General features: G+C 50.4%; 10 protein-coding genes. 8 read left to right on the forward strand and 2 right to left on the reverse strand.

What is annotated here, in order from left to right; genetic code table 11:
- Positions 1-22: 22 nt before the first annotated feature.
- Both CS562_RS10695 and CS562_RS10700 read right to left on the reverse strand, forming a co-directional pair.
- Positions 23-2,209 (reverse strand): YhgE/Pip domain-containing protein, encoded by a 2,187-nt coding sequence (locus CS562_RS10695; protein ID WP_099855567.1) that lies wholly within the window; start codon positions 2,207-2,209, stop codon positions 23-25.
- 80 nt (positions 2,210-2,289) lie between these two features.
- Positions 2,290-2,868 carry a TetR/AcrR family transcriptional regulator gene (locus CS562_RS10700; RefSeq protein ID WP_099855568.1) on the reverse strand — a complete coding sequence of 193 codons (579 nt, stop codon included), beginning with the start codon at positions 2,866-2,868 and terminating at the stop codon, positions 2,290-2,292.
- A gap of 280 nt (positions 2,869-3,148) precedes the next feature.
- On the opposite strand from CS562_RS10700, the gene CS562_RS10705 reads away from it, so the two are divergent.
- The 8 genes from CS562_RS10705 (at position 3,149) to CS562_RS10740 (ending at position 13,245) form a co-directional block, all read left to right on the forward strand.
- The gene (locus CS562_RS10705; protein ID WP_076290286.1) at positions 3,149-3,358 is read left to right on the forward strand and encodes a tautomerase family protein; all 210 of its coding nucleotides are present in this window, start codon (positions 3,149-3,151) and stop codon (positions 3,356-3,358) included.
- A 56-nt stretch (positions 3,359-3,414) separates the two neighbouring features.
- Positions 3,415-4,332: an ABC transporter permease gene (locus tag CS562_RS10710; RefSeq protein WP_257219463.1), complete on the forward strand. Its 918-nt coding sequence runs from the start codon at positions 3,415-3,417 to the stop codon at positions 4,330-4,332.
- Positions 4,333-4,344: 12 nt separating this feature from the next.
- Positions 4,345-5,223, forward strand: coding sequence for a carbohydrate ABC transporter permease (locus CS562_RS10715; protein ID WP_099855572.1), 879 nt, complete (start codon positions 4,345-4,347; stop codon positions 5,221-5,223).
- 42 nt (positions 5,224-5,265) lie between these two features.
- On the forward strand, positions 5,266-6,303 hold the full coding sequence (locus CS562_RS10720) for a response regulator transcription factor (RefSeq protein ID WP_099855574.1): 1,038 nt from the start codon (positions 5,266-5,268) through the stop codon (positions 6,301-6,303).
- Positions 6,300-8,138, forward strand: a complete 1,839-nt coding sequence (locus CS562_RS10725; RefSeq protein ID WP_076290284.1) for a cache domain-containing sensor histidine kinase — start codon at positions 6,300-6,302, stop codon at positions 8,136-8,138. Before CS562_RS10720 ends, CS562_RS10725 begins: the two co-directional genes overlap by 4 nt.
- A 30-nt stretch (positions 8,139-8,168) precedes the next feature.
- A complete protein-coding gene (locus tag CS562_RS10730) occupies positions 8,169-8,936 on the forward strand; it encodes an SDR family NAD(P)-dependent oxidoreductase (RefSeq protein WP_099855575.1) in 768 nt (255 codons plus the stop codon).
- A 34-nt stretch (positions 8,937-8,970) separates the two neighbouring features.
- The gene (locus CS562_RS10735) at positions 8,971-11,340 is read left to right on the forward strand and encodes a DUF4962 domain-containing protein (RefSeq protein WP_099855577.1); all 2,370 of its coding nucleotides are present in this window, start codon (positions 8,971-8,973) and stop codon (positions 11,338-11,340) included.
- Positions 11,341-11,694: 354 nt separating this feature from the next.
- Positions 11,695-13,245 (forward strand): extracellular solute-binding protein, encoded by a 1,551-nt coding sequence (locus tag CS562_RS10740; protein ID WP_179087188.1) that lies wholly within the window; start codon positions 11,695-11,697, stop codon positions 13,243-13,245.
- Positions 13,246-13,248 lie beyond the last annotated feature (3 nt).

Genomic DNA, 13,248 nt, shown 5'->3' on the forward strand with positions numbered 1-13,248 from the left:
CTTGCTTTTTATTTTTCCATCCCTACACGCGAAGCACTGCCTCACTATTTACTTCTTCTACCTCATTTGTGCGATGCATCATGAAATAGGTAAAGGTAGCTGCCAGACCAATCACCGCAAAGATACACAGAATTCCGATCTGATCCCATGCCACATTGAACTGTCCACTCGAAATAACAGCTTTATACCCGGTTACCGAATAAGTCATTGGCAGCCATGGATTGAAACCTTTCAGCCAATTCGGAATGAGCTCCAACGGGAACGTACCTGCACTGGTGGTCAATTGGAAGATTAACATGAGGATCGCCAGGAAGCGGCCGGGATTCTCCAACCAAGTAACCAGAGCCTGAATGATGTACATGAAGGTCAGGCTGGTAACGAAACTGAATAAAAGGAACAAAGGCACGCTTTGAACTTCCAGTCCCAAGCCAGACAAGACAAGCCAGGAAGCGAGCAGGGACTGCACGGCACTCATGATCGTGAAAGCCAGCGTTCTGCTCACAAAACGATTCCAGCCACTCGCATCGGTAACCGAGCTGCTGCGAGTTGGTACAACCAGCGTTGCAATCAATGCCCCGACAAACAGTCCCAATGACAGGAAGTATGGCGAAAATCCTGTACCATAGTTGGGCACTTCATTGTGTTTATGTTCATCCACCTGAACAGGCTCTGCATACATCGTTACGAGCTCATCCGTCTTTTTCACACTACCTGTTTGATCGGCGGCATCATTCAGCTTGGTGGCTAGCTCACCAGAGCCGTCGCTCAACTTGGCAGTACCTTCTTTTAAATCTCCTGCGCCGTTATCCAGCTTGCGGGAACCGTCGGCAATGGTGGTGATTCCGTCTGAAAGTTGGCTCAACCCATCAACCAGTTTCCCTGCACCTGCGTTTAATTGACTCGAACCCTCTGAAAGTTTGGCTCCGCCAGCGGCAGCCTCAGACAACTTGGTGTTGAACTGCTGCAGGCCAGTCGCAAGCTGTACCTGACCAGAGGACAATTGCGTTGCTCCTTCCAGAAGCTGCTGCTCACCCTGCACTAACTGGCTGCTGCCTTGGTGCAGCTGCTGTTGAGCAGCTTGCAGGTTTTGGCTGCCTTCGAGCAATTGCTGTCCACCTTGATATACCTGTTCGCTACCAGCGGCAACAGCCTGGCTTGCTGCCAGCAACTGTTGTACAGCCGGGTTAGCAGCTAACTCTGGACTAGCTTCAGCTAATTGGGCAAGACCTTGCGCAACGGCCTTGGCACCTTCACTTACTTTGCCACTGCCTCCGACTGAAGTCTGCAATCCAGCGGTCAGCTTGGCACTGCCTTCCTCGGTTGCTGCCAGTCCAGCATCCAATTTTGCGACTCCTTCCTGAGCAGATTGAATCCCAGCCTGTAACTTTTTGCCGCCAGCTTCAGCCTGTGCTGCTCCGTCACCGAGCTTCGTACCTGCTGCCGCCAATTGGGACAAACCCTTGGAAAGGGAGTTGGCTCCCGTATGAAGCTCACCAATACCCTGAGCTAAGGTGTTCGTGCCTTCTTTTAACGGGGTAATGCCTGTTTCGAGTTGGTTGGTTCCATCGGCCAGTTTGGATAGGTTCTCTTTCAGCTTGGAGGCACCTTCATCCAGCTTAACCGCACCCTCGTTGATCTGACCTGCGCCGTCTCCGGCATCTGCCAAACCGCTAGAGATTTTCTCTACCTGATCCAGCAGGGTTTCCGTATATGATTCCGTCACTTTCGCAGAGACTTTGGATTTGATCTGTTTGACCGCTGTCCCGCCAATCTGCCCCGCTAGGAAGTTGTATCCTTCATTGGGTTCATAGATCAGCTCTGCCGGTTGTGGGTGGTCATCCATCAGAGTGGTTGCTTTCTCGGAAAAATCCTCCGGAATAACAATCGTCATGTAAAATGTGTTGTCTTCCATGCCTTGCTCGGCTTCTTCTCGGGTCACAAATTGCCAGTTGAAGTCATCACTTTTTTTCAATTCATCGACCAGATTCTGTCCGACTTCCAGCGATTTGTCATTGTAGGTTGCCCCCTGATCCGTGTTGACCACGGCAACAGGCAGTTCATTCATTTTGCCATAAGGGTCCCAGAACGCATTGAGGAAAAGACCGCTATACAGTACCGGAATGAACAGCACCACGAGAATCGGAATAAATACTTTTGGTTTCTTGAAGGCAGATTTCAAATCCTGCCCAAATACAGTGAATGATTTCATCATGTTCTCTCCCCATCATTACGCTACTCTGTTGCTATATCTATCTCTAATTGATAAAGGATTCATGTTCACATCTTTCTTTATGTAGGGGATAATCCACTTTTGAGAAAGAGGCCCACGAAATCCTTGATCTGATCCTTGTGCAGCGAAGGATGCGCTTTGTTCCAATCGGAAGTTAAGGTGACATACAGCTTCAGCAGGACAAAAGAGACCAGTCTGGGATCGTCTTCACGAATTTGCTGTAGTTCCATAGCGCGCTGAACTTGACGTTCTAAATATTCGAGAATGGCTGTCTCTACTTTCTGCAAACCTTCTTTCGCCTGAGGCGTGCCGAATTCGTTCACCTCCTGAAACAGCTTGATTAACAACTCATGTTCCTCTCTATACTCCAGCAAAGCGTCCATGCTCTGGTGTACGTTCTCAAGAAATGGTTTGTCGTCCTGCACAGTGTGCTCTGTAATCCGCTTCATATCAGTAATGATCGAGTGGAGGATCTCTCCGAACAGTTCTTCCTTGTTCTCGAAAAAAGTATAGATCGTACCTTTGCCCACATTAGCCAGTCTTGCAACTTGCTCCATTGTAGTGGCTTTGTATCCAAACAACGCGAACGATTTCTCAGCAGAGTCAATGACCTGCTGCCTTCGATCGATAGTTTTCATGGCATATGCACCTCCTGATCGTATGCAATGATAAAAGACAACTCGGAGTTGACCGGATTACTTATTTGGTCAATTGGTCGTAAACAAATGTATCATTGAATGGGGAGGAAGGAAGTGATGTTTGTCATAAGCCCATCCGAAATATTAGCCCTCTACCATCATCCCCACCTAAAGAAAACACAAGTGAACGAAAAGACAGTCCATTGTTGCTCTCTCACAGGAACGCTAAGATGAAGTTGTTGAAGCGTTTACATTATATGGTGAAGGGAGCTTAACTCGGATGCCAGAAATTACGATCAGGCTGTATGAAGGCAGGACGAATGAGCAAAAGCAGGAGATAGTGGAGGTGTTCACACGCGAGCTCTCGCGTATTATCGACCGGGAGCCAGATTATATTTCCGTTGAATTCAATGAAATCCCATGGGATGAGAACGTTCCTGATAATTTGAAAGCCATGCAATCACAGAAGCAAGGAGGGGAGAAGACGTGAAGCCGGCGGATATTGCGCCGCCAAGCCGGGGAACAGCCAGACTTCACTCGTCTGGTCTGGGCACTCGGCTCGGAGATGCGGGACGTTATCTGTGGCGATACCGGATACTATATCTGCTCTCCGTACCGGGCATTTTGTATTTTTTCCTTTTCAAATATGTGCCTCTGTTCGGCTCGATCATTGCTTTTCAGAACTACAACATTTTCAAAGGCATTACCGGAAGTGATTGGGTAGGCCTGGAGCATTTCCAGAAGATGTTCAGCCATTATGACTTTTTACGAATTCTCAACAACACACTTCTGCTCGGACTATATGATCTGGTGATTGCATTCCCGGTTCCGATCTTACTGGCCATTTTGCTGAATGAAGTACGCATGATTGTGTTTAAGCGTTTGCTGCAAACGATTGTTTACATGCCTCACTTTCTGTCCTGGGTCGTCATTAGTGGTATCTTCATGGGTATTTTCTCGATGGATGCCGGGGTGGTGAACAAGGCACTTGGATTTCTGGGCATGCAACCGATCTACTTTCTTGGAGAAGACTCGTACATTCGTTCCATTCTGATCGGTTCCGGGATCTGGCGTGACTCCGGTTACGGAACGATTATTTTTCTGGCTGCCATTGCGGGAATTAATCCCGATCTGTATGAGGCGGCAGAGGTGGATGGAGCCGGACGTTTGAAGCAAATATGGTCGATTACCCTGCCATCCTTACTGCCGACGATTATGATCCTGCTGCTGCTGCACATCGGAAAGTTCCTTGATCTGGGCTTTGAGCGTGTGTTCGTATTCCTGAATCCGCTCAATCTGGGATCGGGCGAAATTCTCGATACGTATATTTACAAAGCTGGCCTGCTCTCACAGCAATACAGCTATACAACGGCTATCGGGTTGTTCAAGTCGGTCGTGGGTTTGATGCTTGTTCTACTCGGTAATTTCTTCAGCAAAAAAACAACCGGCGAAAGCCTGTATTAGGAGGCGAGATAGATGCGTACCCCCAGTGTCCGTTACCGTATATTCCGCATTGGAAATCTCGTTTTTCTTACGCTGCTCTCGTTGACGATGATTCTGCCTTTCATTAATGTGCTGGCTCAATCTCTTAGCAGCTCGGAAGCGATCATGGGCGGAAAGGTCAGCTTCTGGCCTGTTGCTTTTACCTGGATCAATTATGAATATGTATTCGGCGATGCTTCGTTCTGGCGGGCATTTGCGGTATCGGTTGGGGTGACGTTGTTCGGGACGCTGGTCAATCTCGCTGCAACGGCATCGCTGGCGTATCCCGTTTCCCGTCCAGAGTACAAGGGGCGCTCCCTGGTTGTCATGTTTGTCCTAGTGACCGTTGTGTTCTCGGCGCCGCTCATTCCGAACTTCATCTTGATGAAGGAGCTGCATCTGGTCAACAATCCGCTGGTACTGATTGTGCCAGGAGCGATTAATGCCTTTAACTTTTTCGTCATGCGCTCTTTCTTTGCACAGCTGCCGGGTGAACTGATCGATGCTGCCCGCATCGATGGCTGTGGGGAATTCGACATCATCTGGCGTATCGTCATCCCATTGTCCAAACCAGCCATGGCATCACTCGGCATTTTCTATGCGGTGGGCCACTGGAATGCCTATTCCACCGCGCTTTATTATCTGAATGATCCGGCCTGGTGGCCGATCCAGGTAACACTCAAGAAGCTGTTTGAGAGTGACGATATTTCCGTCGATCCAGGTTCTGCCGTCTATAGCACCCTTGCACATACATCGCCGGAAGGCATCAAAATGGCAACCATCATCATCGCCACCTTGCCGATCATTATCATTTACCCTTTCCTGCAAAAGCATTTTGTAAAAGGAATCATGGTCGGCTCCGTCAAATCTTAAGTACAAGAAGCATACAGATCTGACGGAAACGGGGGAATGGCGATGTTCAGAATCTTGATTACGGACGATGAACCGATGATTCGGATGGGTCTGGCAAAAATGATCAAGCAAGCGGGGCTGTTCGACTGTGAGATACGACAGGCAGCGCATGGGGAAGAGGCCCTTCAGGTGGTAGGGGCCTTTCGGCCACACATCCTGTTTACGGATATCCGCATGCCGACGATGGATGGTATTGAGCTGTGCCGACGTTTATCCGAGCAAGGAAGTACGATGCGCATTATTGTGGTTTCCGGTTATTCAGACTTTGAATATGCAAGAGCTTGTATGGATTATGGAGTAAAGCGATATCTGCTAAAGCCTGTGGGACGACAGGAGCTACATGAACTGCTGCTCAAATTGCTGGCCACCGAAGAGGATAAACCTACGGTGTCCCTTGTACCCGTGAGGGAGCTGAATGATTGGGCGATGCGTCTGGAAGAGGCTATATGGGAGCTGAGACAGTCCGATGTCACGGAGCTGCTCGCAGCATGGTCTGGTCGCTATCCGGCATATTCGTTAATGCCTGAGCAGACAGCGGAGCTTTTTCAGGAATTGCTGGAATTGATTGTGGCCCGAATGAATGCACGTGGCAACGGAACGATGAGTACATCCTGCAAGATAAATGAAAGCGCTTCCTCAAAAGAGTGCTTCGAGGCTTTGGGCAACGAGATCCACATGTTAATGAAGACGATCAAGGAAAAGCGCAGTGGCAAGCGCAAACATCCGGTGGAAGAAGCAAAAGCCTATCTAGAGAAGCACTTGCGCCGCGAAGTCTCGCTGGACGAGATTGCTGCCAAGCTGGGCCTTAACCCGTCCTACTTTAGCCAGCTGTTCAAGCAGACGACAGGCCAGACGTTTATCCAATACCGGATACGCAGCAAAATGGAACTGGCCAAACGCATGCTGGAACAGCCGGGCAACCGGATTACGGATATTTCCTACGAAGTGGGATATGCGGACCATCCCCATTTTACGAAAACATTCAAGAAAATTACCGGACTGACACCGTCCGAATACCGCAGCAAGTTGGGCATTGAATGATGAAGCGCAGCCTGTCCATCCGCCTGTTCTTTCATTTTGCCGTCGTGATTACGTTGTCTCTGTCCGCCATCGGCCTGTTCACCTATACCTATGCCTCGACTGAAATGAACGACCAGCTTGCGGACAATATCGCCCAAACGATGCGCAATACGGCGTACCAGACTGATCTGTATTTGCAAAATTACGATCGTGCGACCTACTCCATCCTCTCGAACGGAAGTGTGAAGCACTTTCTCGATATGAATTCGGAGGACAGTTATGCCTATTACGAGTACAGCCGTCAGATTAAGACGAACGTGTTCCCGCCTGTTTTTATGTTATACCCACAGATCAAGTTCCTATATGTTATTGGGGAAAACGGGCGTGTTGTCATTGATGACAACCAGAATTCAGCCGGCATACCGGATATCGACGCAGCACAGCAGTATAAGGAGTTGCTGGCTGAAACTCCTGCAAATGGCGAATCGACATTGCTTACCCGGAGTATTCGCAGTGGACAGAGTGCCAATGTGATTACGATTGCGCGCCGGATTAGAGGGGTGTCCTCCTATACGCCTAACGGAGTACTGGCGATGGAAGTAAATGTGCTGGAGCTTGACAAAATATGGGGAGAACTCGACCTCGGTCAAGGTGGGTATCAGTATGTGATGGATCAGAACGGAACTGTAATCTACACACCCGGGGATGAAGAGGCGCAGACAGCGATGCCGTCCAACACTGTGAACAGGCTTATGCACATGGAGGCAGGATCACTGGAACAGAACACGGATGGCACCAAACGGCTGCTCATATCGGAGCTTTCGGCATATTCGGGATGGCGTTTTGTCGCTTCCGTGCCGCTGTCGGAGCTGCAAAGGCCGATTGCAACGATCCGTTCGGCGACCTTATGGGTTGGTGCAGGGACCTTGCTCGCTGCGCTTGTAGTGGCCTACCGAATCGGAGCATCTCAAGTGGAGCCCATTCGTGTGCTGATGAACGGAATGAGACAGACGGAGAAGGGAATCTGGAACAAGGTGGAGATGAAGGAAAGGCGCGATGAAATTGGTGTGCTGATCCGCAGCTATAATCTGATGGTCAGCCGCCTGTCGGACATGATTGAGAGTGTATACGAGTCGGAGCTGCGCCGCCAGAAGTCGGAAATCGAGCTTCAGCAGGAGGCGCTGGAACGGCACCGTGCGGAATTTCAGGCGCTTCAGTTGCAGATCAATCCGCATTTTCTCTACAACACCCTGGAAACGATCAAATGTTATGCCGTCGTACAGGACTCCGAAGAAATTGCACAGATGGTGGAATCGATGGCTCATATGCTCCGTTATTCCATTCAGACCAATCTGGAGGAAATTACGGTTGCCAATGAGTTGAAGCATGTGCTGGCCTACCTTTCCATCATGAAACATCGCATGGATCGGGAGCTTGAAGTTGAGGTCATCATTGCACCGGATCTGTTGTTGGAAAAAATGGTTCGACTCACTCTTCAGCCACTGGTCGAAAATGTGCTACAACACGCATTTCCACGAGGCATGGAGCCCGGTCACTTTATCCGTATCGATGCTCGGCGCCTGGAAGATCGCTTTCTTGTCATCGTCCAGGATAACGGTATGGGTATGAGCGAGGAACGCCTGGAGAAGCTGCGTGACCGTCTGGAATTGAATCGTCTGGCAGGCGAAGATTCCGATGATGTATACCATCGCGGAGGCATCGGACTCATGAATGTTCATCGCCGGATTCAGCTGGTATTTGGAGAAACATATGGCTTGATGATTGAGAGTGAGCAAGGCTTGGGAACGACCATTACGATGGCGCTTCCCGCAGATCAGCATAGCAAGCGGATTTAATTAAATCTATAACAGGGAGGAAGATAGAACATGAATATCAACTTGCAGAGCAAAATTGCGCTGGTTACCGGCTCCAGCGGAGGAATTGGTGCTGCCATTGCTGGGGCTTTGGCACGTTGCGGAGCAAAGGTGGCTGTGAATGGCCTGCATAATATGGATCGGGCGGAGGAGGTCGTGGCCGCCATCCGTAATGCTGGCGGTGAAGCAGCTGCATTTCAGGCAGATGTGACCGATACGAATGCCATAGAATCGATGGTTGGGGATATCACCCTCCGCTTCGGCGGTCCGATTGATCTGTTAATTAATAATGCAGGGCATCTGGTGGAACGGAGCCCCATTGAAACGATGAGCGAGGAGCTTTACAGCCGGATTATGGATGTCAATCTGAAGAGCGCCGTATTTGTATCCAAAGCGGTCATTCCTGGCATGAGGGCGGCTGGAGGCGGCCGAATTATCAATCTGACCTCGGTAGCGGCTCATAATGGAGGCGGCCCGGGTGCAGCTATTTACGCAGCCTCCAAGGCGGCCGTCATTGCGTTAACCAAAGGGCTTGCCAAAGAACTGGCTCCAGGCGGGATTACGGTCAATGCCCTTTCACCGGGCTTCATTGGGCAAACGGCATTCCATGCTACGTTCACCTCGGCGGAAGGCCGAACTTCTGCCGTAAGCAGCATTCCGCTTGGACGGGAAGGGACACCCGATGATGTCGCAGGAGCGGCGCTGTACCTGTGTTCCGAGCTGGGTTCTTTTATAACCGGAGAAACGATTGAAATCAATGGCGGAATGTACATGCGTTGATGCAACACCATTGCGATAAGGAGGGGACGATACGATGGAAGTGAAGCGGAAGCTTGCAGAAAGACCGTTGTACCAACCAATCAGCGGGCCGTTCCATGTGGACTACGCTCCTGATGAACATACCGTTCTGGCAGAAAATCCGCCGAGATTTACCTGGATGGCGGCGCAGCAAGAGGATGAGAATGCTTATCTGCTGCAGGTGTCGGTGGGGCCTTCTTTTCAGGAAGAAGAGACGATGACCTTTGCGCCGCTCCCGTATAACTTTTTCACGCCTAACCGGGTGCTGCAACCTGGGGAGTATTATTGGCGATATGCGCTGCTTGTAGATCAACCAGTGCAGCAAGATAGCGAAGTCAAAGCGGACGCCGTGCTGGGTAAGCAGCAGGAAATTTCGGCATGGAGTGAGGTGAGGCGGTTTACGGTGCCAGCGGGATTGCCAGAGACACCGTTACCTTCTCGAGCTCAGCGGTATGTTGCCACGGACACGTCTCACCCTCGGCTATGGCTCGGAGAGAGTGGGCTAAGGACACTTGCGGATGGTATTGCATCAGATGCTACATATTGCGGCTGGGATGTGTTTATGGAGAAATCTGTGGAACCGTGGGCCAACCGCGAGCTGATCAGCGAACCGATGCCTTACCCGGAGAACAAACGTGTCGCTCCGCTCTGGAGGCAAATGTACATTGACTGTCAGGAAACGTTATATGCGATTCGTCATCTCAGCATCGCTGGGCGGGTCCTACGTGACGAACGGTTGCTTGAAGCAGCCAAAACCTGGCTGTTACATGTGGCGGCTTGGGATACGGAGGGAACGACCTCCCGTGATTATAACGATGAGGCGGCCTTTCGGGTCGCAGCTGCGCTCGCTTGGGGCTATGATTGGCTGCATGATGAGTTGAACAGTGAAGAGCAAGAGGTGGTAAGGCGCAGTTTGCTGCGGCGAACAGAACAGGTAGCCCATCATGTGATGGTCCGTTCGAAGATCCATCATGTGCCTTATGACAGCCATGCCGTGCGTTCATTATCCTCCGTGCTTGTGCCCTGCTGTATGGCCTTGTTGCATGAGGAGCAGCAGGCTGCAGAGTGGCTGGATTATGCGGTCGATTATTATGCCTGTCTGTACTCCCCTTGGGGAGGAAGTGATGGAGGTTGGGCTGAAGGTCCAATGTATTGGACAACAGGCATGGCCTATGTGACCGAAGCGATGAATTTGTTGCGAAACTATGCGGGCATCGATTTCTTTCGTCGGCCGTTCTTCCAGCGTACCGGAGATTTTCCACTCTACGTGTACCCGCCCGACGCTCGGCGCGCCAGCTTTGGAGATCAGTCTACGCTGGGTGACCCGGTAAACTTGAAAACAGGCTATCTTGTCCGCCAACTGGCAGGTGTTACAGGCAACCGCTGGTACCAGTGGTACTTTGAGCGTGTCCGCCAATCCGATCCGGGGACAGAGGGAGCTTTTTATAACTACGGTTGGTGGGACTTTAACTTTGACGATCTGGTATACCGCCACGATTATCCGCAGGTGGAGGAAGAGTCACCTGTGGACATCGAGCCGCTTAAGTGGTTCCGTGATGTGGGGTGGGTAGCCATGCATCACCGGATGGATGATCCGAATGAGCATGTTATGCTGCTGCTCAAGTCGAGCCGTTATGGCTCCATCAGCCACAGTCATGCGGATCAAAACAGTTTCACCCTACATGCATTCGGTGAGCCGCTTGCGGCGGACACAGGCTATTATATCGCCCACGGTAGCTCCTTTCACCGGGAATGGCGCAGGCAGACACGCTCCAAAAACAACCTATTGATTGGTGGAACAGGTCAGTATGCTGAGAACAACAAGGTGCTGAATATGGCCGCAACTGGGCAGATCGAGGAGGCCTATTGGCGGGACGGCGATGGCTATGTGCGCGCGATAGCGACCGATGCCTATGCCAGCACCGTGCCCCATGTGAAGCGTGTTGTACGGGAGATTCATTTTCTGCAATCATCCTATTTCGTCATTGTGGACCACATTGACCTGGAGAAGCCGGACAGCGTTCAATGGCTATTCCATGCACTGCACCCGCTACAGCTGAAAGGGCAGAGCTTCCGTCTGAACGGTAATAAGGCGGGGCTTGAGGGCACGTTTGTATATGCATCCTCCGGTGAGTTGTCGCTCAGCCAGACGGATCAATTCGCAGAGGTGGACCCGAAAGAGTACGAAGGGCTGGAAAGACATTATCATCTGAGCGCAGAAACGCGCCCTGCTTCAAGCCATAGAATTGTAACGCTGCTGGTACCATATAAGATCGAGGAGCCGAAGTATGTCCCCTATTTCATTGATGACCAGGATCACGGCATCCATCTCTATTTTACCGACAACGGTGTAACGAAGAAGATCGAGGTATCCAAGACGTACTAGATAAGATGAACTGAATATTTACACAATAACGAAGAGTGCAGAACCCATCTGAAGAAGCGAAGCGTTCGCCTTTATCCCCGGATTTTTCCCTCTGAAAAGGGAATCAAAAAAATCTGGGGATAACAGCGATCGGAAGAGGGTACTGCAATCGCAGTGGATGAGTGTAAAGTTTGTACGTTCAATTTATATAGTGCTATATGACTGGATGCTGTGGAGCGCTGAGTGCTGACCTAAAGAAAACGCAATCTCATCTAAAACATCCCCATTGTTGCAGGCGGTGGGGATGTTTTAACATCTATTTGAAAGCGCTTCATCAACGAGTGGTACCTAAATCAGGATGAAAAGAGGGGTAGCATGAAAAAGTGGATGGTCTCAGGCATGGCGCTATTGCTGGCGGCAGCTGTCATGACGGGGTGCAACAAAGGCAGCGGAGCGGCATCCGGTGAGGGCGGGGGAGACGGCAAAACAAAATTCTCCATTTCACTACGTACGCTGGCGTATACGTATGTGGAGAAGTCACCAGACATTAACAAGGATCAATGGGTGAAGAAACTCGAGGATCTGACGAATACCGATCTGAAAATTGTCCTGGTGCCCCATAAGGAATATGAACAGAAAATGGTTCAGATGTTTGCCACCAATGATATTCCTGACGTGGTGCAGGGTGACGGCGGCGTCAACGGCAAAGAGATGGCCGGATCGGTCGAAGCCGGGGTATTTCAGCCGCTGGATGAACTGCTGCAGCAGTACGGGCAAGATTTGCTCAAAGCCGTACCGAAGGAAGCCTGGGACCAGGTAACTCATGACGGCCATATCTATGCCATCCCCGAATATTTATCCAATCCATCCCGCCGGGCAACCTGGATTCGCAAGGATCTGCTGGATCAAACGGGACTGCCGGTGCCTACTACGGTTGAGGAGACAATGGATGTTTTGCGGGCCTTTAAGAAGCTCGGCGTGGAGAATCCATATATGGGGCGTGAGGATTTCAAATATGCAGATACCTTTTTCGGTGCCTATGACGTACAGCAATTCCTGTCCATGATGGAGCAGCAGGGCGACCAGGTTGTACCGAAGTTCATGGATAACGAGAATATGCAGCAAGCCCTCACTGTCTATAAGACGATGTACGAAGAAGGGCTGATCAACAAAGAGTTCGCGACCATCAATTCCACCGTATTCAAAAACACGATTCTCTCTGGCAAGGCGGGCATGTGGTCCATGAACGCCAACGAACTGATCCAATGGGAGAAGCAGATTAAAGCGTCGGTTCCCGATGCGAAAATCGAGATTATTCCTTCCCCTGTCGGTCCTGACGGAAAGGGCGGTTATTATTTGTACGGTCCGGTGACACGTGCCTACTTTATTAATAAGGATGCGGCTGATCCGGCTTCCATTATCCGTTTCTTTAACTGGATGGTGTCTGACGAAGCCGAAAAGTTTTTCACATACGGCACAGAAGGAGAGACCTATACAGAGGATAATGGCGTGATTTCATACACAGCGCCAACAGACTCTGCTGGTGTGGACGAAGAGCGTTACCGTCAGTCGTTCTTATGGTTCGTACAGGACACAACGTACAATAAAGGCTCGTTATCGCTGACAGAGGAAGGCAGAAAGCTGATGAATATTTACGATACCATCTTAGCCAAAGAAGGTCGGGATGGGATTAACTTTGATCCGCGTTTGGAAGCTTTTGTACAGAATCCCGATATTGCTCCCAATTCGGATACACCTCCTCAAGTATTGCTCACACACATGATCAAGATGGTTTATGGTAAGGAGCCAATTTCCGATTGGCCGAAAGTGGTAGAAGAATGGAAATCCAAGGGCGGCGATCGGGCAATCGAGGAAGCCACGGAGAAATTTAAAAAAGGTGAAGGCGTGTCGGCACCGCGTCGCTAACTA

This window comes from Paenibacillus sp. LK1 (genome assembly GCF_002750415.1).
GTDB classification, from domain to species: domain Bacteria; phylum Bacillota; class Bacilli; order Paenibacillales; family Paenibacillaceae; genus Paenibacillus; species Paenibacillus taichungensis.

Coding starts and splice junctions, on each gene's coding strand:
- CS562_RS10695 (WP_099855567.1), bottom strand. CDS start 2,209: ATGAAATCATTCACTGTATTTGGGCAGGATTTGAAATCTGCCTTCAAG.
- CS562_RS10700 (WP_099855568.1), bottom strand. CDS start 2,868: ATGAAAACTATCGATCGAAGGCAGCAGGTCATTGACTCTGCTGAGAAA.
- CS562_RS10705 (WP_076290286.1), top strand. CDS start 3,149: ATGCCAGAAATTACGATCAGGCTGTATGAAGGCAGGACGAATGAGCAA.
- CS562_RS10715 (WP_099855572.1), top strand. CDS start 4,345: ATGCGTACCCCCAGTGTCCGTTACCGTATATTCCGCATTGGAAATCTC.
- CS562_RS10720 (WP_099855574.1), top strand. CDS start 5,266: ATGTTCAGAATCTTGATTACGGACGATGAACCGATGATTCGGATGGGT.
- CS562_RS10725 (WP_076290284.1), top strand. CDS start 6,300: ATGATGAAGCGCAGCCTGTCCATCCGCCTGTTCTTTCATTTTGCCGTC.
- CS562_RS10730 (WP_099855575.1), top strand. CDS start 8,169: ATGAATATCAACTTGCAGAGCAAAATTGCGCTGGTTACCGGCTCCAGC.
- CS562_RS10735 (WP_099855577.1), top strand. CDS start 8,971: ATGGAAGTGAAGCGGAAGCTTGCAGAAAGACCGTTGTACCAACCAATC.
- CS562_RS10740 (WP_179087188.1), top strand. CDS start 11,695: ATGAAAAAGTGGATGGTCTCAGGCATGGCGCTATTGCTGGCGGCAGCT.